This is a genomic window from Ottowia thiooxydans DSM 14619, assembly GCF_000422885.1.
Classification (GTDB): domain Bacteria; phylum Pseudomonadota; class Gammaproteobacteria; order Burkholderiales; family Burkholderiaceae_C; genus Ottowia; species Ottowia thiooxydans.
Window position 1 is genome coordinate 1 of the sequence record NZ_KE383947.1, and the last position, 24,790, is coordinate 24,790.

General features: G+C 56.8%; 20 protein-coding genes and 1 pseudogene. 17 read left to right on the plus strand and 4 right to left on the minus strand.

The features are described from left to right. From G518_RS38140 to G518_RS0133110, 8 genes and pseudogenes are all read left to right on the plus strand, one after another. A pseudogene (locus tag G518_RS38140) lies at positions 1-125 on the plus strand (IS5-like element ISCARN85 family transposase); the annotation flags it as partial. Between the two features lie 474 nt (positions 126-599). Beyond that, a complete protein-coding gene (locus G518_RS0133080) occupies positions 600-2,993 on the plus strand; it encodes a Tex family protein (RefSeq protein ID WP_028606118.1) in 2,394 nt (797 codons plus the stop codon). Between the two features lie 193 nt (positions 2,994-3,186). Continuing rightward, positions 3,187-3,852, plus strand: a complete 666-nt coding sequence (locus tag G518_RS0133085; protein ID WP_036596970.1) for a glutathione S-transferase N-terminal domain-containing protein — start codon at positions 3,187-3,189, stop codon at positions 3,850-3,852. Between the two features lie 174 nt (positions 3,853-4,026). Beyond that, positions 4,027-4,962 (plus strand): midcut-by-XrtH protein, encoded by a 936-nt coding sequence (locus G518_RS0133090; protein ID WP_028606120.1) that lies wholly within the window; start codon positions 4,027-4,029, stop codon positions 4,960-4,962. Between the two features lie 705 nt (positions 4,963-5,667). Beyond that, positions 5,668-7,191 carry a right-handed parallel beta-helix repeat-containing protein gene (locus tag G518_RS0133095; RefSeq protein ID WP_211231792.1) on the plus strand — a complete coding sequence of 508 codons (1,524 nt, stop codon included), beginning with the start codon at positions 5,668-5,670 and terminating at the stop codon, positions 7,189-7,191. A gap of 366 nt (positions 7,192-7,557) precedes the next feature. Then, positions 7,558-9,273 (plus strand): DUF5979 domain-containing protein, encoded by a 1,716-nt coding sequence (locus G518_RS0133100; RefSeq protein ID WP_211231793.1) that lies wholly within the window; start codon positions 7,558-7,560, stop codon positions 9,271-9,273. 137 nt (positions 9,274-9,410) lie between these two features. Then, positions 9,411-9,899, plus strand: a complete 489-nt coding sequence (gene cadR / locus G518_RS0133105; RefSeq protein WP_028606123.1) for a Cd(II)/Pb(II)-responsive transcriptional regulator — start codon at positions 9,411-9,413, stop codon at positions 9,897-9,899. After that, complete coding sequence (locus G518_RS0133110; RefSeq protein WP_028606124.1) at positions 9,899-11,011, plus strand: hypothetical protein; 1,113 nt, start codon at positions 9,899-9,901, stop codon at positions 11,009-11,011. The genes cadR and G518_RS0133110 overlap by 1 nt, the downstream gene beginning before the upstream one ends. Positions 11,012-11,201: 190 nt before the next feature. On the opposite strand, the gene G518_RS0133120 is transcribed toward G518_RS0133110, so the two are convergent. Further along, positions 11,202-12,233, minus strand: a complete 1,032-nt coding sequence (locus G518_RS0133120) for a J domain-containing protein (protein WP_028606125.1) — start codon at positions 12,231-12,233, stop codon at positions 11,202-11,204. Between the two features lie 163 nt (positions 12,234-12,396). Between G518_RS0133120 and G518_RS0133125 the strand changes: the two genes are divergently transcribed. Then, on the plus strand, positions 12,397-13,311 hold the full coding sequence (locus G518_RS0133125) for an alpha/beta hydrolase (RefSeq protein WP_028606126.1): 915 nt from the start codon (positions 12,397-12,399) through the stop codon (positions 13,309-13,311). A 60-nt stretch (positions 13,312-13,371) separates the two neighbouring features. Continuing rightward, positions 13,372-14,232, plus strand: a complete 861-nt coding sequence (locus G518_RS0133130) for a YbgC/FadM family acyl-CoA thioesterase (RefSeq protein WP_028606127.1) — start codon at positions 13,372-13,374, stop codon at positions 14,230-14,232. A 21-nt stretch (positions 14,233-14,253) separates the two neighbouring features. On the opposite strand, the gene ygfZ is transcribed toward G518_RS0133130, so the two are convergent. Continuing rightward, positions 14,254-15,174 carry a CAF17-like 4Fe-4S cluster assembly/insertion protein YgfZ gene (gene ygfZ / locus G518_RS0133135; RefSeq protein ID WP_036596975.1) on the minus strand — a complete coding sequence of 307 codons (921 nt, stop codon included), beginning with the start codon at positions 15,172-15,174 and terminating at the stop codon, positions 14,254-14,256. Between the two features lie 47 nt (positions 15,175-15,221). On the opposite strand from ygfZ, the gene mltG reads away from it, so the two are divergent. Genes mltG through G518_RS0133165 form a run of 6 tightly spaced genes read left to right on the plus strand, consistent with a single transcriptional unit; the run spans position 15,222 to position 19,726 of the window. Next, positions 15,222-16,220 (plus strand): endolytic transglycosylase MltG, encoded by a 999-nt coding sequence (gene mltG / locus G518_RS0133140; protein ID WP_028606129.1) that lies wholly within the window; start codon positions 15,222-15,224, stop codon positions 16,218-16,220. After that, positions 16,220-16,870 carry a dTMP kinase gene (gene tmk, locus G518_RS0133145; protein WP_425414330.1) on the plus strand — a complete coding sequence of 217 codons (651 nt, stop codon included), beginning with the start codon at positions 16,220-16,222 and terminating at the stop codon, positions 16,868-16,870. The genes mltG and tmk overlap by 1 nt, the downstream gene beginning before the upstream one ends. Continuing rightward, positions 16,861-17,868, plus strand: coding sequence for a DNA polymerase III subunit delta' (locus G518_RS0133150; protein WP_211231794.1), 1,008 nt, complete (start codon positions 16,861-16,863; stop codon positions 17,866-17,868). The genes tmk and G518_RS0133150 overlap by 10 nt, the downstream gene beginning before the upstream one ends. Before the next feature lie 6 nt (positions 17,869-17,874). Further along, positions 17,875-18,216, plus strand: a complete 342-nt coding sequence (locus G518_RS0133155) for a PilZ domain-containing protein (RefSeq protein WP_028606132.1) — start codon at positions 17,875-17,877, stop codon at positions 18,214-18,216. Positions 18,217-18,254: 38 nt separating this feature from the next. Continuing rightward, positions 18,255-19,061 carry a TatD family hydrolase gene (locus G518_RS0133160; protein ID WP_028606133.1) on the plus strand — a complete coding sequence of 269 codons (807 nt, stop codon included), beginning with the start codon at positions 18,255-18,257 and terminating at the stop codon, positions 19,059-19,061. Next, the gene (locus G518_RS0133165; RefSeq protein WP_211231795.1) at positions 19,061-19,726 is read left to right on the plus strand and encodes an ankyrin repeat domain-containing protein; all 666 of its coding nucleotides are present in this window, start codon (positions 19,061-19,063) and stop codon (positions 19,724-19,726) included. Before G518_RS0133160 ends, G518_RS0133165 begins: the two co-directional genes overlap by 1 nt. A 332-nt stretch (positions 19,727-20,058) precedes the next feature. On the opposite strand, the gene G518_RS38145 is transcribed toward G518_RS0133165, so the two are convergent. Together G518_RS38145 and G518_RS0133175 are read right to left on the minus strand one after the other, a co-directional pair. Next, a complete protein-coding gene (locus tag G518_RS38145) occupies positions 20,059-20,847 on the minus strand; it encodes a 4'-phosphopantetheinyl transferase family protein (RefSeq protein ID WP_051237677.1) in 789 nt (262 codons plus the stop codon). Continuing rightward, positions 20,844-21,614, minus strand: a complete 771-nt coding sequence (locus G518_RS0133175) for a metallophosphoesterase (RefSeq protein WP_028606135.1) — start codon at positions 21,612-21,614, stop codon at positions 20,844-20,846. Before G518_RS0133175 ends, G518_RS38145 begins: the two co-directional genes overlap by 4 nt. 243 nt (positions 21,615-21,857) lie before the next feature. On the opposite strand from G518_RS0133175, the gene G518_RS0133180 reads away from it, so the two are divergent. Next, a complete protein-coding gene (locus G518_RS0133180) occupies positions 21,858-24,137 on the plus strand; it encodes a pertactin-like passenger domain-containing protein (RefSeq protein ID WP_028606136.1) in 2,280 nt (759 codons plus the stop codon). The last annotated feature ends 653 nt before the right edge of the window (positions 24,138-24,790 follow it).

The following is a 24,790-nucleotide window of genomic DNA, read 5'->3' on the forward strand; positions in this document are numbered from 1 at the left end:
TCGAACGCCTCTTTCGCCGCCTCAAAGGCTATCGCCGGATCTTCTCTCGCTTCGAGAAACTCGACATGATGTTCATCGGTTTCATCACCTTCGCACTGATCGTCGATGGACTTCGTTTGTGTTAACACGCCCTAGCTTGCGGCAGCTGTTTGAACGTAGTGAGCGAAGCGAAAGAAGTGAGTTCTGCCGCACCGCCCATTGACCGAGCACCGGAGGGTGCCCGGAGCGCAGCGTAGGGACACGGACTTGGGGTCGCATTTCTTTGGTTACTTGCTTTGTGCGAGCAAAGAAAGGGACTGCGCTGCCGGGCGCATTCCCGGCCTCCGACGTCAATGAAAGATCCGAGGGTAACTATCAAGCGCAACCAACAAATTTACCGCCGCTTGCCCTCACCCCGCCCTCTCCCAAAGGGAGAGGGCGTAAGAATCCCGCCTTTTTCCCCGAGGGCGAGAGAGTTAAAACCCGAGGTTGCGAGAGAGTTAAAACAAAAGAGACATATTCAGCGTTCCGCTCTCTTTTGATCACCCCATAACCCGAGCCCCCCAAGACGTGTGGCAAACTTCCCCGCTTCGTTTCCCCGAGAACTTTTCGTCAGGCACATGCAGCAAATCGTTCGGCAGTTGGCCGCAGAAATCAAGATCAATGAATCGCAGGTACGGGCAGCAGTAGAACTGCTCGATGGTGGAGCCACCGTGCCCTTCGTGGCGCGCTATCGCAAGGAGGCCACCGGCGGACTCGACGACATACAACTGCGCGAGCTGGATGCTCGCCTTTCCTACTTGCGCGAAATGGAAGATCGTCGCGTGGCGGTCATAAAAGCCATTGACGAACAAGGCAAGTTGACCGATGCACTGCGGGCAGCGCTGGCTGGCGCAACCACCAAGCAAGAATTGGAAGATATTTATCTCCCATTTAAGCAAAAGCGCCGCACCAAGGGCCAGATCGCCCGCGAATTCGGTATTGAACCGCTGGCCGACAAGCTGCTTGGCAACCCAACGCTCGATCCGCATGAAGAGGCCAAGGCGTTTTGCCAGCCCGCGACAACGCTTGAAGATGGCAAGCCTGGCCCTGATTTCTCGACCACCTTGGCTGTACTAGATGGCGTGCGCGACATCCTCTCGGAGCGTTGGGCCGAAGATGCCCCGCTCGTGCAGTCTCTGCGCGAATGGCTGTGGGATGAAGGCCTTTTGCGCAGCAAAAGGGTAGAAAGCAAGAACGAGAACGACCCAGAGGTCGCCAAGTTCCGCGATTACTTTGAATACGATGAGCCTATCGGTCGTGTGCCTTCGCACCGGGCGCTGGCCGTATTTCGCGGGCGGGCATTGGAAATTCTGGAGGCTAAGCTGGTACAGCCGCAAGAACCTGAGCCGGGTCAGGCCAGCTTGGCGGAAGGGCGTATTGCGCTGCACTTGGGTTGGAGCCACCAAGGCCGAAAGTCCGATGATCTGCTGCGTAAATGCGTCGCCTGGACTTGGCGGGTCAAGCTGGGGCTGTCCACCGAACGAGATTTGTTTTCTCGCTTGCGCGAAGACGCAGAAAAAGTGGCTATCAAGGTTTTCGCTGACAACCTGCGTGATTTGCTTTTAGCGGCTCCCGCAGGCCAGAAAACGGTCATGGGGCTGGACCCAGGCATTCGCACAGGTGTCAAGGTCGCCGTGGTCGATGCTACGGGCAAACTAGTGGAAACCTCCACCGTTTACCCGCATGAGCCGCGCAAAGACTGGGAAGGCAGCTTGCACACGCTGGCCAAACTGGTTGCCAAACACGGCGTTCAGCTCATTGCTATTGGCAATGGCACCGCCAGCCGCGAAACCGATAAATTGGCCGCAGACCTCATCAAGCTTTGCGCAAAAATGGCAGCTACTCCCGGCGCAGAGCAGCTGAAAGCCATCGAAAAGATTGTGATCAGCGAAGCGGGTGCTTCTATCTACTCAGCCAGCGAGTACGCAAGCCAGGAACTGCCAGATGTGGATGTCAGCCTGCGCGGGGCAGCCAGCATCGCGCGCCGCTTGCAAGATCCATTGGCTGAGTTGGTAAAAATCGATCCCAAGTCGATCGGTGTTGGCCAGTATCAGCACGATGTCAACCAAAGTGAGCTCGCCAAGATGCTCGACACTGTGGTGGAAGACTGCGTGAACGGCGTAGGGGTTGATCTCAATACGGCGAGCGCGCCGCTCTTGTCGCGGGTTTCTGGTCTTTCTGGAACGGTCGCCAAAGCGGTGGTTCGCTGGCGAGAAGCGAATGGCGCCTTCGTCGATCGCCAGCAGTTGCTCAAAGTAACCGGCCTGGGCGCCAAGACCTTCGAGCAAAGCGCAGGCTTCTTGCGCATTCGCGGCGGTGACAATCCTCTCGATATGACCGGGGTGCACCCAGAAACGTACCCCGTCGTCGAGCAGATCATCGTGAAGACCGGCAAACCCATTGATCAACTCATGGGGCGCGGCGAACTTCTCAAACCCCTGAAGCCTGAGCAGTTTGAAACGGAGCTCTTTGGCGCTATTACGGTCAAGGACATCCTGGCCGAGCTGGAGAAGCCGGGCCGCGATCCGCGTCCAGACTTTAAAGTGGCGCGTTTCAATGATGGTGTGGATGACATCGGGGATCTGCGCGAGGGCATGGTCCTTGAAGGCACGGTCAGCAACGTAGCCCAGTTTGGCGCATTCGTGGATCTTGGAGTCCACCAGGACGGTTTGGTGCATGTGAGCCAGTTGGCCAACAAATTCGTTGAGGATGCGCGGGAAGTCGTAAAGACTGGGCAGATCGTCAAAGTGAAGGTGTTGGAAGTCGACGCGGCTCGCAAGCGAATCAGCCTCACCATGAAACTTGATGCAGCCCCGGTACGGCGTGATGGGCCCAGAGAAAATCGTTTCGAAGCAGCCGGGCGAGGGCCTCGCGGCGGTGGATTCTCATCAGGGCAGGGCAGGGCCAGCGCACCTCAGGGGACTTCCATGGCCTCAGCCTTTGAAAAGCTGAAGGGTTTGCAGACAAAGTAACTTAAGAGCGTGTTTACCATCTCCTCGCGGGTCCGTTGCGCCCGAAAATCCGCGTCTGCGGCGTTGAAAATGCTCGCGATACCACGAGGTATCCCTGCGCTTTTCGTCGCATGGGCGCACCCCTTGCAGCCACAGCTTTTCGAACACAACAGCCCTCGCACAGAGATCGTAAACACGCTCTAGGCGCGCCTTCATGCTCCCCGTGCTGTACACCTTCCGCCGCTGTCCCTACGCGATGAGGGCGCGCTGGGCCATCCTGGCTGCGGGCGTGGAGGTGGAGATGCGCGAGGTGGCCTTGCGAGATAAACCGCCTGCTATGCTGGCCGCTTCGCCCAAAGGAACCGTGCCGGTGCTGGTTCTGCCGGATGGTCAGGTCATCGAGCAAAGCCTGGACATCATGCTCTGGGCTTTGGCTCAACATGATCCCCTGGGTTGGCTCCGTCCCAGCCAGGGGAGTCTTGAGGACATGCTGGCATTGATCGATGCCTGTGAGCATGACTTCAAGCCTCATCTGGATCGATACAAGTATCCCACTCGGTACAGGTTGGAGTTCACGCAAGCTGCTGATAGTTCAAGCTTGGCCGAGCAGGAGCGCCTGTTTTCTGATGTCCATTTTTCGCAAGCGCTTAATTTTCTGGAGCAACTCTCCTGCCGGTTGAAAATGGCGCCCGCGTTGGGCGGCGAAAACCCAGCGCTGGCTGATTTCGCCGTAGTTCCTTTTGTACGTCAGATAACTCGTCATGATCGCTCGCGAATTGAAAAGGCTGTCCCTATCCAACTGCTCGAGTGGATGGATACGCTGCTCGATCGGGCTGATTTCGCCGCTGCAATGAAACGATCAGACCAATACTCGAAATAAGCGAACTCGTACTTCCGAGCATATCAGCGGTTGAACCCAGTCGATAAGCTTGCGCTGCCTGTAGTCGCTGCTGCATCGCTACGTAGCATTAACTGAAAATTGGCATCGAACCGGTTCGGCGTATTAAAGCGTTGCACACAACAAAAATTCTCATAAAATCCGATTGGATTTTCCGTGTCAGGCTTTTTCAAGTTGAAGGCTAAGTTCAGCATGATTGTTTATCGCCACATACGCCGCTTGGGATATGCCTCGGCGCTGATCGCAGGAGTTGCCCTAAGTGCCAATAGTTGGGCACAAAGTGCAAGCGCCTGCCATATGTCCTTGACCTACGCGCCGGTTCCACCGCCAGCCGCAGTACCTGGATTGACAATGACAGGCATAGGGCTCTTGGGCGCCGCGTTTGCCGTGGTGGCCTGGCGTAACAGACGCCGCGCAGGTTTTAGCAAACTTATGGCTGTAACTTTGATGTCCGGAGTAGCTCTTTTCTCTGTACTGGGCGGGGATTCGTTCGTGAGCACTGTGCGCGCTGCAGCGCCCTACGAACTCAGCCATCCGCCTGGTGGCACGCTTGCAGACGCATTGATTGCATTCTCCAGCCCTTCGCCGCTCGTCACTGTGACGAATACCAGCGGGATACGCCAAAGAATCATATCCAATGGCAATGCTTTGGAAACAGGTACCTGCACGGTAGGTGCCGAGTTGGCTGCAGGCGCAACTTGCACCACTCAGGCAGTGTGCCCTGTGCCGGTCGCCGCAACCGCGCCGACCACAAACTGCAGTCTCGATGATCGCATTGGATATTATGCGAAAGATAATTCGACGGAAGTCTCCTATAGTAACAATTGGTCTGCCTATGCACCTGTTGTGGAATCAGTCCCGGAGTTTGTTCCTGTTATCTCTGGGGTCAATACCCAGCTTACATACCAAAGAATCACAGATATTCCAACCTATGAAGTCGGATTTCTCACCAATTCCACTGACTTGGCATCCGGGACAGCAACCATTACTTCAACCCTTCCTTCAGGTTATTTTTTCTCTGACACTCAAACCAGCACCAAACAGTGGACCTTCCCGTACTACTGCTGGAGTCAATCATCAGGCGAAACCTAGAGGATGATTTGGTTTCTAATAAGATTCCTGAAGGAGTCGATTGCGGCACAGTCGAAATTGCTCCTTATTGATTCGGCACGGTGATGTATTAACCGTTCGCCCTGAGGGTCCGTGGTTTCCGTCAAGTAGCAAAGGTCGTTTGAGCTACAAACTAACGCTTGGGCTGAGGTTCGATGGTTTCGGTCAAGCGATGATTGGGGTCGAAGCAAAAGTACCGTTCGGGTTGAGCTTCTCGAAACCTTGCGCAACGCTTTGACAGGCGCGAACGGATTTTTTGAGGTCGAAGGGCTTGTACCCTTCATAGGGCGAACGAACCTCAAACCTCATAAAGCCGCGTCAATAGGTGCTCCGGAGATGGGCATCGGAGCTTTTCCTCCAATCTGGCGCAAGTTTTGAAAACTGATGAGCTCTGCGCGGCTTCAGGCATCGCATTGAGCTTATCCGCCAGTATGAGCGCCGAGACCTGCGGCTTATGAAACCGCTACCGCGTAGATCTATCACTAACGCGAGCCTGGGTATTGGTCGCGCTGACGCATCATTTCCCCTCACTTCATCTCGATTTTTGGTTGTTCGAGGTGTGTGCGCTGGCCGATCGGGTGACCTGTAAATTAATTTCCTCATATTTCGGTGTTTTTTCGCGATTCTTCTATTTTTGAAAACGAATCACCGGTTTCTAAATGTAAATCGGTGTAGTTTCGGGGGAAGATGATCAAAAACCTACTTGAACCATGGCGGATGGGCGGCTTACTGCTGGGCTGCGTGTGGCTTAGCGTGTCACTGGGCGCCGCTCAAGCCGCGACCTTGCAGGTTCAACCGGGTGGACTGGACGCCGGCAACTGCCAGGGTTCAGCTTGCCAGACCATCGGTTACGCCCTTGCGCAGGCGGCCCCTGGTGGCGACACCTTGCAAATAGCTGCGGGAACCTACGCCGAGGAACTCACCATCAATAAAAGCGTGGTCATAGTAGGCGCAGGAATGGCCAGCACCATCATTCGCGCACCCGCTGCTCTGACCCCCAATCCCGATATTTCACCTGGTAGTGGCGGGCAAACGACCGCCATCGTCTTCGTGACAGGCGCAGCCACCAATGCCACCATGAGAAGTCTTCAGGTGCGTGGCCCTGGGCCTAGCTCCTCTGGCTCTATCGGATACGGCGTGTTCGTGGGGGGTAACGCCACGTTCACGCTGGATACTTCTCACATTACGGCCATCCGCGATGAGCCGCTTGCTGGTAGCCAAAACGGTGGCGGCATACGTTTCGGTGCCCCCAACACTAGCCAGGTGGGCAGTGGGCAAGTGCTTAACTCCGTGATTGATGACTTTCAGAAAAATGGCATTACGGTGTCGCATGTTGGCTCCAATGTCACGGTGCGTGGCACCACCATCACGGGCACTTCCCCCCCGCCCACCATTGCACAAAATGGTATCCAGGTGAGTGGCAGAGCCATTGCAGTGATAGAGGACAACACCATCTCCAACCTGCAATGCAGCACGGCAAACCCGAACTGTGGACCTAATGCCACGTGGTCCGCGGGCATCCTGCTGTCCAGCCCGAATAGTGCCACCCAAGTCATCAACAACCGTATTAGCAACTCGGACGGCAATCTATACGCATATGGCACTGGAGGCCCTTACACGATCACGGGCAACCAACTCAGCGACGCTATTTATGCGAACGTGTCAGCAGGTGGGATTTCACTGGATATGTCGAACAATGTGCTCCGCGGCGCGCCAATAGGACTGCGCGCGGTAGGTGACACTATTAGTCCCACCACAGTGGTGTTGAGAGGCGGCAACATCATTACTGGTGCGAGCCAGCAGGGTATACAGGCTTTCGCGGGTGTGCAGCCGGTAAGCGTAAGCGGCAGCCTGAATCAGTTCTATAGCAATGCCGCTGGCGCCAATAATCCCGCCGCGCCTCCCCTTGTCACGCTGGATTTGCCTTGCAACTGGTGGGGAGCGGCGACCGGCCCCGCCTACACCAGCAACCCCTTGGGGACAGGTAACGCAGTCACTGACGGCGTGAACTACATCAACTGGGCCATTGATAACAACGCCTTCAGCTGCGTTGGAAACCCAGCGCGCAACGCTAACCCGCCGGCCCCACCACCCATAGCAGCCCCCGTAGCTGTGCCTGTGGATGCGCCGTGGGCGTTGTTTACTAGCGCATTGGCACTTGCCGGACTGGGGGCGAATGCCATGCGTGGTCGGCAGCGCAGGAATTCTTAAAATCGACCAGCACAAAGTGGTTTTGGAATTTAAGAAATTGAGCCAGAAAACTTCCAGGGCAGGCATCAAATGAAAAGATTATTCAGGCACGTCGCGTATATTTTGTCGGCGATCATCTTCTGTCTTGGATCGCAACAGGCTTTTGCTCAGAAAGTGCTCATCCTTACCACTAATATTGCAAATACAAACCCAGAGCAAGCAGATGCGATTGTTGCATTTGATAATCTAGAAATCGAATTTGTAAATTCAGTCGGCGCTGGTAACGTTACGCGCCTGTCGACCTTGGGAAATCCAGGTGCTATTTCTCAAACCACATTTACGAGTACGCCAGGGCCTTATGACATCGTTGTAGTTGGCAGTGCCTACATGGCTATTGACCCAAGTAACTGGGCAGTTCTTCAAAACGCTATTGCCAATCGTTGGGCGAATTCGATCGTGTTTTTTGTGGATGGCTGCTGTGAAGGCACCAACGGAAACAATGCTGGCCGAATGCTGAGTGCATTGAATGCGGGTGCATTGGCATCATTTACGCTCGGTAGCACTCAAGGTACCTGGGCGGGCTTCCCATTGAATAGCAACTCTCCATTTGCACCATCATTCAATGGACTAAACCCAGTTTATGGTGGATATTTTTCCTACATTAATAATGTGCCTTCAAGCAATGCGCTTTACCTGGCTACAGGCGTAACTACATTTCCGCCCGCGGGCACTGCGCCAGTGAATAGCGTCTACGGGTTATTGATTCCAACTTCTCAGTCGAATTCAGGTGGCGGTGCATGCATATTTGCCGTTGTGGATATCAGCCTGTTTGCGAGCTCTAACCCGAATTGGGCGGATAACCGGACTAAGATTGCTCCGGCTTTTATCAATGCGGCAACGTCTGAAAACGGAGCCTGTGGCCTTCCTAAGGTCAGTAAATCCTTTGACAAGGCAGATATCTACCTGGGCGGTAGCGGCAATACCGCGACGCTTACCATCACGCTGTCCAACAGCACACCAAGTCCCATCAACAATGTTCAATTGACGGACAACCTTCCAGCACCACTGGTGGTAGCGGCAGGCACGGTCGGCAATACCTGTACAGCGGGCAATTTGAGCGCTGCACCAGGAACGAGTGTCGTCAGTAATACCGGATTTACGATTCCCTCCGGTGGCTGCGCGATCACTGTCCCAGTGGCTTGGCCCAATACGGAAGCTGGCCGTCAAGCCTGTGTCAGCAGCCCTACGGCAATGAACACCATCACACCCGGAGTAGACTTTGTATCGCCCACGGGCCAGGTCAATACGCCCACCACCGCATCTTTGACCTGTCACGCGGCCCAGTTGAATGTGTCCAAGTTGGTGCAATCGCCTGCCAATGTCCCGCCTCTGGATTTGACTGGTGCCAGCTTCCCCGTCAGTGTTATTTGTACCGGCACCGATGGGGTCGTGCTCCCGGCGATTGAAACATCAATCGTATTGAGTTCCGCCAATTCAGGCAGCTCAACGATCGTCCCAGTGATTTCCAGCGGCACATGTGTGGCGACAGAAACATCACGCCCTGCGCTTCCTCCCAGTCACTTCTGGATTGAAGACCCGCTACCGAGTGCAAGCTCCACGATGGCAATTGCGCCGGCCATCAATAGCGTGCAGCTCATCAACACACTGGCGCGTGCTAACAGCGACATCACGATCAACAAGACCATTGCGGGGGGCCCTGTGGCCGGGATGTCTGGCACCTTTAACTTCACAGCCAGTTGTGGGCCTGATGGCAATTTTTCCTCCCAGATCACACTGAACGGCTCAAGCTCCGGTGCTATTGCGATCACCAATGTCCCCTTCGGTGCCCGCTGCACCGTCAGCGAAGACCCCGTTCTGCCTGTGGCACCTGGAGACTATGCCTGGAACGGCACCATGCCCGGACCGGTAACCTTGACCACTTCTGCCAGCGGCAACGTCGCGTCCTTTGTGAACACGCTGGTGCGCAAACCTCTGGCTGCAGCTGTACCCGTGCCTGCTCTGGATACCCTGAAGTTCATCCTGTTGATCACCAGCCTAGCCTTGCTGGGGATGTACGCGGTCAATAGACGAAAGCTCAATTGAGTGAGTGAACGCTGGGTAGTCGCAAGAGTTCGACGACTCTGAAATCTGCACCGACCACGATGGTCTCCGGATTCGAGGTATATTGCAAACCTTGAAGTTACTCCAGAGTTAAACATCCGACGGAGTAGGAGCACATTATGAAGATCGGCGATCTCGCTACGGCATCTGGCACACCCACGGACACCATCCGCTATTACGAGCGTGAAGGCTTGTTGCCCGCTGCTGCACGAACCGAGGCCAACTACCGTCAATACGAGAAGGCGCACCTGGAGCAATTGTTGTTCATCCGGCATTGCCGTAATCTCGACATGTCTCTAGATGAAGTGCGTGAACTGTTGGCCGTACGCAATGCACCTGAAGCAGGTTGCGAAACGGCCAATCGCGTACTGGATGAACATATCAGCCACGTCAGTCACCGTATCCGAGAGTTGCGGGCACTGGAGCGCCAGCTCAAGGAGCTGCGCGGTCGCTGTGCCACTTCCAAGAGCTCCGATGAATGCGGCATATTGGTGAGCTTGGCAGAGCCCGCCATGGTTCCTGAGGCCTCCGTCCAAGGAGCGGCACGTGCCGGCCGCCATTTGAGCAACGTGCACGCATCTGTGCGCAGCACTCAACGCCATTCATGATGCGCGCTCTCAGTCTGTATGCCGGCCCGGTGGCACGCCGGCACGTTGAACAACATGGACTGCAACCCGGCGATATCGGTGTGGTTCCGGCCGCTGCTGGCGGCCCGAAGGGCTTGATCCTGGGGCCTTTGGATAGATTTATCTTTGGTGACTGGCTGACGCGTTCTACGCAACCGGTTGATCTGGTTGGCGCCTCCATCGGTGCCTGGCGCATGGCCACTGCTTGTATGGCGCGGCCCGTTGCGGGTTTCGAGACCTTGGAGGAGGGCTACATTCACGGCGATATGAAGGCCCCGCCTGGCCGCAAGCTGCCGCCGCCCAGCCAAGTGAGTGCCACGTTCGCGGCCAACCTGCGTACGATGTTCGATGGGCATGTGCCAGCGATGTTGAGTCATCCAAGATACCGGCTGCACGTGGTCACCTCTCGCGGACGCCATGTGCTTGCGCGCGAAGGTCGCTGGCGAACCGCTGCGGGGTATCTGGGTGCCGCGCTGACCAATGCCGCCAGCCGCCGGGCCATGGGAGCGTGGATAGAGCGCGTAGTGTTTTCCGGCCCGGTAGGCGGTGAAAGCAAGCCTGCGCCGCTACCGTTTGCTACCAGCGACTACCGTACGCGGCATGCACTGCTGGCGCCGGCTAACTTTTTCTCGGTACTGCAGGCCAGTGGCTCGATTCCCTTCATGCTCGAGGCCGTACACGATATCCCAGGTGCGCCCCGCGGTGCTTATTGGGATGGCGGTATTACAGACTATCACCTGCATCTGGCGTATACACGCACCTTGCCGTCAGTCGATGAGCCGGGAGAGCAAAGCCCCTTGGTGCTTTACCCGCATTTTCAGAAAGAAGTGGTTCCAGGCTGGCTTGATAAGCCGTGGAAGCGCCGCCACCGCACCAGTGCCAGCCTGGACAGCATGCTGCTGCTGGCTCCCAACCCTGAGTGGATTGCGGGTTTGCCGAACGGAAAGCTGCCTGATCGCAAAGATTTCCTGACCATGACCCACCCTGAGCGGGTACGAGCCTGGACGACAGCGGTGTCTGCGGCTAAGCAACTGGCGGAAGAGTTTTCCGCGTGGCTGGAGAAGCCCGATGCAGGGGCATTGCGCCCCCTGTGAGCGCGTCCCAGGCGATGGCTTGTCTGAGGTGAGGGCAGTTCTCAGCCCCTGCAGGAACAACCCTATCTCATCGTTTCAAAAAAATCCATCGAACCGTCCATATATTGGACCTGCTGCTTCACCCAACGTTTTAGCTCTGTGTCTTGGCGTATGGCAGACAGATCACGTTGCATCATGGCAATCGTGGCGTTCAAGTCCTGCGCCGCTTCGCGCAGTGCGGCCTCAATACCGCGCTCAGTGACCTGATGGCCCAGCGCAATCCAAGACCTTGGCGGATCTGCATCTGAAATTGCTCAAGCTCCTGCCGCACGCTTTGGTCTTGCTCCTTGAGCACGCGATTGAAGCGGCGAAGCTTCTCATCAGCCATGGCCGACACATCCTGCGGATTGATTTGCTCGATTTGCAGCTGTAGTTGCAAAAGGGCCAGCAGGTCCCGGCGATCATTGGCGGCATTCACTTGTGCCATCAGGGCGGACTTGCGAGCGCGTTCGGTGGCATCTGGCTCGCGGTCAGGGTGCAGGGCGCTGGCCAGCTTGCGATAAATCTCACGCAGAGCTTTGTCGGCATCCAGTCCTTCCTGTTCCTGCTGTTGCTGCTTCGCTGTTTTTTTGCGCTTGGATTGCCGAGCGGCACGCGCCTGCTCGGCGGCCTCTTGTTGCTTCCTGGCTTTGTCTAGCGCGGCGTCGAACCATTCGTCGGTTGAATCAATATGGTCGAGGTCACCAAACTCCACGCCAAAAACATCGGAGAACACATCCTGCATTTCAGCAATGGCTGCCTGTTCGTCGGCCGGATCGTCTGCCTCTGGTGCTCGTCGTTCGTAGATTTCGTCAATCAAGGGATTCACAGCCTCGTCTCCAAGCATGCCATCAGCGAGGGTCAGCAAGATCGTAGTCATATCTTCCTGAACCTTCTTTGACAGGCCTTTTGGGCTTTGCAGGCGCTGATCCAGAAAAACCACCAAGGCTTCACGGAGTTTCTCTGCACGGTCGCTCAGTGGCTGCAACCGGCGTGCTCGCTCAGGGATATACACCGTGAGCAGGCGCTGCAACTCGATCAACGCCGCCTTCGAGGCTTCTATTTTCGCTAGCAACTGGTTGAACTGCTTTTGAGCGGGGCCGAGTGGTGCGCCACCGGGCCGGATCATGAGTGGCTTCTCAGTGACCACTGGCGCAGCCGGTTCCAGGGGGGAATCGTCGAGAGAAGCAGGCTGAACATTCATACTTCCATTATCCCGGCTCGAGCGGGCAGGGGCTCGTGCGCCGCAGAAATGATTTACAGGATAGGATTCGTGGCTCTATTCAAAGAAGGAACGGGTTTTGGCTTCGTCGCATACTTATTCCCCTGCCTACGGACCAGATATCCACGCACGCCTTACTCCCGCCATGCGCCAGTTGGTTGAGCGCATGGATAGGGCGCCTTATCCGCCTATGCACACCTTAAGTGCAGAGGAGGGCAAGGCGGCCTACGCTAAATCGATTGGCGTGCTGGACGTACCCAAGCCGAATTTGCCCCGGATTGAGGATTTTTTCATTCCAGCGCGAGACGGCTATCGTCTGCCGGCCCGTCTTTATGCGCCAAGGACCGGCACGGCCTTGCCAGCGCTTTTGTACATGCACGGTGGTGGTTTCACCATTGGCAGCATTGAATCGCACGATACGCTGTGCCGTACCCTCGCACATGGCAGCGGCGCAGCGGTTGTGTCGCTGGACTACCGGTTGGCACCTGAGTACCGCTTTCCCACAGCCGCGCATGACTCGTGGGATGCGATGCAATGGCTGGCACGCGAAGGCACTGCGCTAGGATTGGATACCCAGCGCTTGGCGGTGGGAGGTGACTCGGCAGGTGGAACGCTCGCCGCCGTGACTGCTCTCCATGCCAGAGATGCCGGTTTGCCTTTATGCCTTCAGTTGCTGATCTATCCGGGAACCACGGCGCATCAGGACACGGATTCTCACGCTCTTTTTGCCCAGGGGCCTGTTCTGGATAAACCCCTGATCGATTGGTTTTTTTCCCACTACATCGATGTGGCCGATCGAGCCGACTGGCGCTTCGCTCCCTTGTTTGCTGACGATGCAGAAGGGCTTGCCCCGGCCTGGATAGGCTTGGCTGAATGCGATCCGCTGGTCGATGAAGGCCTGCTGTATGCCGACAAGCTGCGCGCAGCCGGTGTTGCGGTCGATCTGGAGATTTACCGCGGCGTAGTTCACGGTTTCATCAACATGGGGCGCGCCATTGTGGAAGCGCGCCAACTTCATTCGGATGCTTCTGCTGCCATGCGCCAAGCGTTCTCCATCTGACACCAGGGCCTGCACCAGACCCCGGATCTCCAATTCCTGATTGCCCCTACTACTACACACATGAACCGCCAGGATTTCCGCTTCTTTGACCATCTGCGCGTGCGCTGGGCCGAAGTCGATATGCAAAAAATCGTCTTCAATGCCCACTATTTGATGTACTTTGACACCGCTGTCACGGGTTACTGGCGAGCGCTAGCGATGCCCTACGCTGAAGCGATGGAGCTGTTCGGGGGCGATTTGTATGTGCGCAAAGCAAGCATTGAATTCCACGCTTCTGCCCGATGGGATGACCGGCTCGACATCGGGATGCGCTGTAGCCGTGTCGGCAATTCTTCGATCACCATCGCTGGCGCCATCTTCCGCGGCGACCAATTGCTCATTACCGGGGAATTGGTTTACGTTTTTGCCGATCCAAGCACGCAAACCTCACGCCCTGTGCCCCAAGCTTTACGTCAATTGCTGGAAGACTTTGAGGCAAGCAAGCCCATGCTCGACGTACAAACGGGTGATTGGGCGTTGTTGGGTCAGCAGGCGGCTGCGATAAGGACCGAAGTGTTCGTGAAAGAGCAGGGCATTTCCAGCGAAGACGAGTGGGACGGCGCGGACACCACCGCGGTGCATGCCCTGGTCCGCAACCACCTGGGTCAGCCACTCGGTACCGGTCGCCTGCTGCAGGAATCACCTGGTGTCGCTCGCATTGGCCGCATGGCGGTGCTTCAGGCGCTTCGCGGCGCCGGGGTTGGCCAAGCCGTCATGGCCGCCCTGGAGCAGGCCGCAAAAGCTCGTGGTGATCGTGAGCTGGTTCTGGGCGCACAGTGCAGCGCAGAGCCGTTCTACCAACGCCTGGGCTACACACGCCGTGGTGAGCAATACGATGATGTGGGCATCCCGCATGTTCACATGGGACGCACGCTCAGCTAGGTCCGTTAGCGCGAGAAATCTTCAAATATCAGCCAACAACTGATACGGCAAGCGCCAACCCGTGAGTGCAGGGCCACCTGGGCCGCCCACGGTGAGTGCATCAATTGAATCCAGGGCAGCCAGCTGCAGGGAAGCAATGACGGCAGTGCCGCCTCCCGGCGCTGGCGCAGCCAATGCGATCACACCGCACGGCTGATCTGCGTCAGCGCTGGTAAAAACTTCCTGACCAGCCTGCGTTGTGCCGTCTACCTGCGCCACAAACGCCCGGCGCTTGATAGCCCCGCGGAATTGGCTCCGCGCCACCACTTCCTGGCCCGGATAGCACCCCTTCTTGAAGTTCACCCCGCCGATGGATTCGTAGTTGAGCATTTGCGGAACAAATGCCTCCACGATGGGTTGGGTCACCAGTGCAACGCCGCTGCGCACATCAGCCCAATGCCATAAAGCCAGATCCAGCGGCGTAGCGGATGGCTCCGGGGCCTCGGCGGGGGAGACGAGCAAGGTCCGTGGAGAATCATCAGCGGGTGCCAGAGGGCAAAGGTGCTGACCATCCGTCACGCTGTGTTCCTGGGCAGCTTGTCCGATCAGGCCGAACAGGTGAAATTGCTCCGTGGCATCACTCAGTTTGGCCTTCGATCGCATGACAAACATAGACAGGCGCTTCAGAGTTGCCGCCAGTATGTCTCGGCTGCAGATGAGCAAAATATCGTCTGGCGCGCGTTTGAGCATCACGAAGCTGGCCACCATGCGCCCTTTAGGGTTGCAAAGCGCTGCCAGGCGCGACTCACCCGGTTTCATCAGCACAACGTCTTGCGTCAGTTGCCCTTGCAGATACTTTGCGGCCTCATCTCCGACGACGCGTATGACCCCAAGATCAGTCAGGCGGGCTGCACCATTCAAGGAGAGAGCGGAAGTGTGCGAAGTGACATCATGGGCATTCATACACTGAATTATCATGGTCGGCTTATTGTTCTGTGGTCTGAAGGGTTGTGCGTCGTATTTTTCAATTGCTTTTACTAGCGCTGCTGCTGGCGGTTTCTGCTGCCGGGGCGTTCTGGTGGTGGGCGAGTCAGCCCCTTTCTCTGGCAGCAGAAACGATAGAAATGACAGTCCCGCCTGGGGCGTCACTGCGCACGGCCGCCCGAAAAGCCGTCGAAGGCGGCGTGCGTGCAGAGGCGACGCTGCTTTATGCATACTTTCGGCTTGCAGCCAACCCTGAGCAAACCATTAAGCCGGGCGACTACGAAGTCACTCGCGGTATGACCCCGCAACTACTGCTGGATAAGCTGGTGCGCGGGGATCGAATCGTGCTGGCCGTCACCTTCGTGGAGGGGTGGACTTTCAAGCAGGTGCGGGCCGCCCTGGCGAAAGCCGAGCATCTTCGCCCGGACACGCGGACAATGGCACCGCCGGACATTATGAAGGCTCTGGGAATGCCGGGGAAGCACCCCGAAGGACGTTTTTTCCCAGATACCTATAACTACACCAAGAATACGAGTGATTTGGCCGTTTTGCGCCAATCCATGCAATTGATGGAAAAGCAGCTCGCTGCGGCCTGGGAGGCGCGCGCGCCGGGTCTGCCGCTGAAATCCGCTGAGGAGGCTCTCATTCTCGCCAGCATTGTCGAAAAGGAAACGGGAACCCATGCTGACCGTCCCGAGATTGCAGGTGTGTTCATCAACCGCATGAAAATTGGTATGCGCCTGCAAACCGATCCCACGGTCATCTACGGCCTGGGGGACAAGTTTGACGGCAACCTCCGCCGCAGTGATTTGACCACGGACACCCCGTGGAACACCTACACCCGCGCCGGACTGCCTCCCACGCCAATCGCCATGCCGGGAAGGGCGTCGCTGATTGCAGCGGTACAGCCGGCGACCACCCGCTCACTGTATTTTGTGGCGCGCGGCGACGGCTCCAGTCATTTCAGCGGTTCTCTGGAAGAACATAACCGGGCTGTCAATAAATTTCAACGAGGCATCCAATGATGGGGCGAGGTCTATTCATCAGCTTTGAAGGCATTGACGGCGCTGGAAAATCCACGCATGTGGAGGCACTGGCCGATCGCATGCGTGCGGCGGGTCGTACCGTAGTCCTCACGCGCGAGCCTGGGGGAACCCCTCTGGCGGAGCAAATTCGCTCTCTGGCACTTCACCAAGCCATGGACCCGCTGACCGAGGCTTTGCTGATGTTCGCCGCCAGGCGTGACCACTTGCAGCAGGTCATTGAACCCGCGCTTGTACGTGGCGATACCGTGCTCTGCGATCGCTTCACCGATGCGACGTTCGCTTACCAAGGGGGAGGGCGTGGTTTTGATTGGCAGACGCTGTCCGATCTGGAGCGCATGGTGCAGTCACTTCCTGCATCTGAAGACGGTTTGGCGCCCGAGTTACGTCAACCGGATTTGACTTTATGGTTTGACTTGGCACCCTCCATTGCCGCCGAACGCCTGGCGGGTGCTCGGTTGCCGGATCGTTTCGAATCTCAGCCGGTGGCGTTTTTTGAGGCTGTCAGAGCCGGATACGCACGGCGAATGGAAGAAGGTCCGTCTCGGTTTGCTCGTGTGGATGCTGATCAAGCGCGCGAAAAAGTATGGGATGACGTTTGCCGGTCCGTACAGACAAGGGGATGGATTTGAGCGCTCTAGCTCCCTGGATCTCACGGCAGGTGGAAACTTTGCTTGCCCAGCGTGGCCACGCCTGGTTGTTGCAGGGGCCTTCTGGCCTGGGCCAGCTCGAACTTGCCGATGCCTTGGTCCGCACATGGCTGTGCGACGCGCCCACCCCTCAAGGGGCGTGTGGCCAGTGCGTGAGCTGTCACGCCATAGATGTACACACCCACGCTGACCTGGCTGTGCTCATGCCGGAAACGGTGATGATTGAGCGCGGCTGGCCATTGTCTGAGAAAGCGCAAGCGGATATTGACGATAAAAAGCGCAAACCCAGCCGCGAGATTCGAGTCGAATCCATGCGCGGCGTCATTGAGTTCGCTCAGCGCACCAGCGGCCGTGGCCGCGGTAAGGCGGTGCTGGTGTATCCCGCAGAACGCATGAACCAGGTCACTGCCAACGCGCTGCTGAAAACGCTGGAGGAGCCACCAGGAGATGTTCGTTTCGTTCTTGCGAGCGATGCAGCGCACCTCTTGCTGCCTACCATTCGCAGCCGATGCCTGACCCACGTGATGGTTTGGCCAGAGCATGCCGAAGCCATGGCCTGGTTGACTGGGAACGGGCTATCCGAGCAGGATGCCCAGACCATGCTCCATGCCGCAGGGGGCCGACCGGCAGCCGCGTTGGCCGCAACAACGGCTGCCGCATCGAATGCGAAATCGTGGAAATTGCTCCCCAAAGCCATGGTGAAGGGGGATGTGGGCGCTCTGGCAGATGTACCTTTACCTGAGGCCATAGCCCGTTTGCAAAAACTCTGCCATGATGTGATTGCAATGCAAGTAGGGGCTTCTCCCAGGTTCTTTGCTGCAGCGGACCTGCCCACCCGGCCCTTGGCCATCAGCGCGCTTACCCGGTGGTGGGGGCAGTTGGTGCAATCCGCGCGAAGTGCTGACCACCCGTTGAATGCAGGTTTGGCAGCGGAGTCTCTCGTCAGCTCGGCTCGCGAAGCCTTAAACTCCAAGAATTGAAAACTTATGGCACGTCCTAGCGTCATCCAGCTCGCGATCAAGGAAAAAGCAGCCCTGTACGTTGCTTATATCCCCATGTTCACGGAAGGCGGTATCTTCATTCCCACGGCGCGTGAACACCGCCTGGGTGAGGAAATCTACGTTCTTCTGTCCTTGCCAGATGACCCGCAGCGCTATCCTGTCGCTGGAAAGGTTGCCTGGATCACGCCGGCGGATGCGGCGGGCAATCGGACACAAGGCGTTGGTATCCGCTTCCCCAAAGACGAAAAATCCATACAACTCAAAGCCAAGATTGAGGCCATCCTAGGTACATCTCTCACCTCCGAGCGGCCCACGCAGACGATTTAAGAACCCGCCCACCATTGGGCGAGACGGTTTTAGTTTTCATGTTTACCGATTCACACTGCCATCTCACGTTCCCGGAACTCAGTGCCGACATGCCGGCACTGCGTGCAGCGATGGCCCAGGCGCAGGTGACCCGCGCGCTTTGCGTTACCACCACCATGGAAGAATTTCCCGAGGTGCACGCACTGGCCAAGGCGTATGACAATTTCTGGGCCACCGTGGGCGTGCACCCCGACAGCGAAGAGGTTCTTGAACCCTCTGAAAGCGACCTGGTGCAAGCCGCAGGGCTGGAGCGTGTCGTTGCCATTGGTGAAACCGGGCTCGACTACTATCAGATGGAAGAGCGCAAGGGAGGTCGCACCATTGCTGATATGGAGTGGCAGCGCGAGCGCTTTCGCACACACATTAGAGCAGCCCAACGCACTCAGCTGCCATTGGTGATCCACACCCGAGCCGCATCGGAAGATACGCTGGCGATTTTGCGTGAAGAGGGCGAGGGTGCCGGTGCCTCAGCGGCGGGTGGCGTATTTCATTGCTTCACGGAAACGCGGGAAGTCGCCCGGGCCGCACTGGATATGGGCTTTTACATATCCCTCTCTGGCATTGTCACATTCAAGAGTGCCAAGGAGCTGCACGAGGTTTCGCGCATGGTGCCCGACGACCGCCTTCTGATCGAAACTGATTCACCTTATCTGGCACCCGTGCCATTTCGAGGCAAGACCAACACGCCCGCCTATGTGCCGTACGTCGCAGCCCGGTTGGCGGAACTGCGCGGCACCAGCGTGGACCATATCGCGGCGCTCACCAGCGCCAACTTCACCAGTTTGTTTAGCAAGGTCACTTCATGATGAAATTTTTTGCCCGCAGCCTCCTGGGCGCGTGGCTTGCTTTGATGTCTATCGGCGCCTTTGCCAATGACGTGGACTCCTTTGTTCGCGCGATCAAGCAAGACAACGATCTTGCCATGCGTACCCTTTTGGCTAGCGGCCTTGATCCCAACACCAAAGACGAGCGAGGTCTACCTGGCCTGTATATCGCCTTGCAGGAGGGCTCTTTGAAGGTGGCCCGCATGCTGATCGATTCGCCTAAGCTCAAGGCCGAATCCCGCAACCCCACGGACGAAAGCCCGTTGATGATGGCCTCTTTCAAGGGGTATCTGGATTTGGCTCAACGCCTCATTCAGAAGGGTGCTGATGTCAACAAACCAGGTTGGACCCCGCTGCACTACGCAGCGACCAATGGCCAGTTGAAACTGATGGAATTGCTGCTTGAAGAGCACGCTTTCATCGACGCCCAATCCCCTAACGGAACCACCCCTCTCATGATGGCAGCTTCCTACGGTGCGCCAGAAGCGGTCAAGCTGCTCATTCAAGCTGGTGCCGATTTGCAGATGCGCAATCAGAAGGGCCTCACCGCCCTGGATTTCGCCCAAAACGCCGAACGCCCTGACGCCGTAGAACTACTCACCACAGCCTTACGCTCCAGTCGGCGAACCTCACCCGGAAAGTGGTAATCAGCCCCAACTGACTCCCGCTCCCCAAGCGAAAAATGCGGTCGGATTTCACTCCCTCTCCCACTGGGAGAGGGCGGGGGTGAGGGCAAGCAGCAGTCGATTAAGGCACTGCAGTCGCACGTGACCTTCTGCTCTTGTATCCCCACGGTCAGGGTCCCTCTCCCCAAACGAAAAACGCGGGCGCTTCTTACACCCTTTCCCCGGGGGAGAGGGCAAGCAGCGGTCGATCAAAGCGACACGCTTGAAAAGTCCCCTCTGCGGGTGCATTCATACGCGCCACGGCACGCACCCGGCGCCAAACCTTCTCTCTTCGCACGGTCAAAAGAAATCACCTACCCCCCCGAAGCCCGCACCCAATCCGGCGTAAGAATTTCAAACGAATCCAGCGTATTCATGCGCCGCAGACTCGGTGTTCGCTCCATGCCCACAGTGCGCTCATGGCAAACGGCCAATTTATAGTTCCCCGGCAGATTCAATTGCCAAAACCGCCAACGACGGGCGTCATCTCCCAGACTCGCGTCCAAACTAAGGCGCACGGTGTCCCTTGAAGGAAAGTCAAAGCTGAAACGATCCAGCGGGATCGAAAGCCCCATGCCTCTGGCTTTGATGTATGACTCCTTCAAAGTCCAGTAGTCAAAAAACCTGCTGAGCTGCCGCTCCGGTGCCAGCGCGGCTAGCTCCGCCGCTTCCGTGGGGGAAAAGAAGCGCTCAGCGACTTCAAGCGCAGCTGCCCGTTCCTGCTGCTCCACATCAACTCCCATGGCGAACTCACGACACACCCCCAAGACAATCAAGCCACGGGTGTGCGAGAGATTGAAGCAAAGCGTCTTGGCTGCGGAATGTGCGCTTGCTATCTCAGGCCTGCCATAGGCATTGGTGTCAAACGTCCAGTCAGCGGGGTTGACATCTGCATAGCGCGACAGCACCGTGCGCACCATGGCGCGCGTGACTAAATAGCGCAAGCGATCGTCCGCAAAATGAAAACGTGCCTGTTGCTGGCGTTCAGACTCATTCAGCAGATCCAGCAGGCGAGGGGCTTCTTGCGCGAATTCGTCGTAGTAAGCCAACCAGAGATCAATGCGATCTCCAAGGGCGGAAGGGCCGGTATCCAGGCTCATCATGGGAGCTCAATTTCCTCGATGCAAAGCAATTGTTTAGAAGTGATCCGGCTTTCTCTGGGATTACCGAAAGCGTTGTTCACGTAGCGAATGCCATCAATCCATACAGAGCGATTGATGTGGCTATGACCGTACACATGGATCGAAGGTTTCAGTCTTCGCAAACGCTCTTCAATCCGTGTGCTGCCAAGCACGGGGTCGAGAACGCGAAAGCGCTCATGCACATAGGATGGAATCAGGTCAATGCGCGGCAAAAAGTGGGAAACAGTAATAAGCTTGCTCGCACCCTCGGTTGAGACAGGAGCGTTGAGTCTGTCGAAATAGGCTGCCACATCGTCCATTGTGAATCCAGCCGGCCATCGACATGCCCGAAAATCCGTCCACCCGCTGTTCAGTTCTTTGCCCGGCATTCCAAAGGAATAGTCATACCAGCCAAGCAGGGGAACAACGAGCAGTTCGCCCCTGCGGATTGGCTCCATAAATGCTCCGCAATCAGACACCGTCTTGGCTAGCCGGTTGAACTTGGTAATGGAATCAGTTCCCGGGGGTTCGTCGAGCACCCACAAATCGTGATTGCCGGGTACGAACAACACTTGCGCAAAACGCGATGTGAGTGCCAGCAGGCACTCTTCAAGTAGGGGTTGTTTGTGGCTGATATCACCAGCCAGGATCAGCATGTCGTCGACATAGTCCGCCCGAGACAATTGCTGAACCCACTCCCTGTTTGGCTCGTAGTCCACATGGAGATCAGATATGGCGAATATTCGCATGGGTTGATTGTGCAGCTTCCGGGCGGACTTCATTGAATCATGTCAATTTCTCCTGTGGCTCTGTCGTTCTACCCTGGAAGATGGTGGTGATGGTCTGAGTCATATGGGGATGGGGTTCCTATTGAAATCCCGTAGGCCACAGCTTATTAAGTCTGCGATGTGTGCAGGATTGCCGTGCAGTTAAGGATAAGTTGAAATCTAAAGGTTCTAAATTGCTCGCGCAGATGATGAAATCTCAGCCCTATGCGTCGTACCCATTTGAAAAACTCCTCGTTTCTGCAACTGAACCCCGTTGCTCTCGCGCTAGTCGGCGTGTTTGCGTTGCCTTCCACCAGTTGGGCCGTGTGTACGCCTGCCAGCCCCGTCACTGTGCCCGGGACTGCGGTCTCTTGCTCTGGTGCGACTGCCGGGCAATTTTTGATCAATACCCAGAACGTCACACTCACGAACACAGGTACATGGACTGCGACCGGCGCATTGACAGGTGTGGCTTACGCCACGCACACCACAGGCAGCGGCGTTTCGGTTATCAACCAGGGGAGCATCGACTGGAGCAGTGCCCTTTATGGTGGTTCTGGTACGGGTACACGGGCCGTGGCCAATCTGGGCTACAACAACGGGAACAACTTTACTTCTGCATCGTTGCTGAATGAGGCGAGTGCCAATCTCAGTGCAACGATAAGCTCCACATTGGCGGCTAACCGCCGTATTTCAGGCGCGAGCCTATATGCCCGCCTGGGCTTGGCCAGCGCCACCAACCGAGGCAACATTTCGCTTACCAACAGCAGTCCCACTGCCTCCAGTGGTAGCAACGGCATAGATGTTCTGGGCAGTGGAGCAACCGCAGTGAACAGCGGTTCTGTACTTGTCACCATGACGGGAGGTGCATCTGGCTATGGTATTGGCGCTTTGGGCACAGCGGGTGCCGCGCAAGTAACCAATACAGGCAGTGTGACGGTGGACAGCGCGCTTGGTGCTGGCGCAGCAGTTAGTTTTGCAGTGGCGGCAGGTAGTACGGCCGTTAAAGTTACCAATAGCGGACTACTGGAAATCAAGGGCGCTACCGCTGCATCACCCAACAGAGCCGTCGTGGAGTTTGACCCCTTCGTAGGCAACACGATTTTCCGGGAGGTAGAAAATCAAGCCGGTGGCGTCATCCGGGCTGACGCCTTCAGTTATGCGGTCATCATGAATGGTGCCGACACGGTCAATAACCCGGTCAGCATCAATAACGCCGGCATGATCGAAGGCCCTATCTTGACGCGGGCTGGCGCCGATAGGCTCATCCAAACTGCGGGCTCGCTTACCGGATCTATTACTCTGGGCGCTGGTGCAGACACTCTCGAGGCCAGTGGCGGCGCGCTGGCAGGCAGCAGTTTCATGGGGGAGGGCGACGATTCGCTCACGCTTTCTGGCTCTGTGGATGTTTCGCAGGTGCCCCAGTTCGATGGCGGAATGGGCACCGATCTATTCACGCTGGATGGACTCACGTTGCGGGGCTTTACCGGAGCCAATAATCTAACCAATGGCCACAACTTTACGCAGTGGGAAACCATTCACCTGGCGAACGCAGCCACACTGCAACTGACTGGCGACCTGTTTGAAAGTGGCGCTGCAGCCCAGCTCAATATTGACCCCGCCGCCACGCTTTCTGCAAGCGGAGTGCCGGGCACTTTCACCGTTCATGCCAGCGCTGCCAACAATGGCAGCATGACCTTGGCTGATGCAAGCCCTGCGGCCGATGACCGCCTCGTGGTAGCGGGTAATTATGTGGGTGCAAGTGCAAGCGTAGTGGCGCTGGACGTCGTATTGGAAGGCAGCGCTTCGCCAGCTGATTTATTGGATATTGTTGGCAATACCAGCGGCACCAGTAGCTTGCGCGTGGTGAACGCGAATGGTCTGGGCGCGGCCACTACGGGTAACGGCATTCTGGTGGTGCAGGTGGGAGGCGTATCAAGCGGTATTTTCACACTGGAGGGTGGCTCCATCGCGGTAGGCGATTACGTCTACACCTTGCATCAGGTAGGCAAGAATTGGTATTTGCAATCTGCGTTAATACCACCAAGCATCAGTCTTGTATGCAGCCCAGATGCCCTGACTGACTCAGTTGGCCAGGTGAGCACCTGTACTCTGACACTCACGCACCCCGCGCCACCGGAAGGCCTGAATGGCAACCTGAATCTGCCCTCAGCCAATCCGCGCTACAGCACCACCTGCACGCAACCACTTGTTGTGGCGGGCGGTGCTACCTCAGCTGTGTGCACTGTGACCGCGACTCCCAATACAGTCATGGGAGACGGCGAGGTCACTGCGGACTTGTCCATTGCGCCTGCCACCACGCTTGGCGCCTACGAAGTGGCGGGCGCGCTGCAGAAAGTACTGGTGAGAGACGATGATGTGGAGTCGACGGTTGCACTCGTTCCAGTACCTGCGTTGGATCGTATTGGGCTGATGTTGCTCGCCCTGGGTTTAGGCGCGATTGGTGCCTTATGTTCGCGCGGCAAAAGGTCTGTCCGTAAGTAGCAGCGTCTGCCTGTAAAGCGGGCAGGACGTGACATCAGATTTCCGGCGGTAAAGCTGAGCTTTGCTCTGCGTGCGTGGGAAAAATCGCTTCCAGGAGCGCAGTTCCCATAACGAGTCGGAACGCTCTACAGCAGAAGACAGCAAGACCAGTGATGTGCGGACCAGGACTCTGGCCACGAAAGCGAAGACCAAAAAACCCGGAGGAGACGACCTCCCCAGTTTCGACACCAGGTTACTCAAGCCGCTGGCATCGATGGATCTTCAACCCGTATTGGGAACTGCTCGGCTAGAGTTCGCTGTGACGCGGATGGCCTCTATATCGCCTGGTTTCAGAAGAATTTTAGAGTGATCTGAATCTGCGGCAAGGCATTGCCGTAGTACTTTGCCTTGCCTTCAGAGGCAAGTCGAGATTAGTCACGGTTTTACACGATTTTACTAAAACTATCGGATTTGAAATTCCGATAAATAACGTTTACCAACAACCTCTTGCAAGCTAATTTCATGTGCATGGGATTACTCTGAAAATCAATGCACGTTAGGCAAAATAGCTACTAATTATTGATCTGAGTTAATTCGTTGTTGATAACTATAGATAACTGGAGCAGACTGTAGCCGCCAAGCGTAATAGAAGTATCCATAAAGTCTGCCGGCGG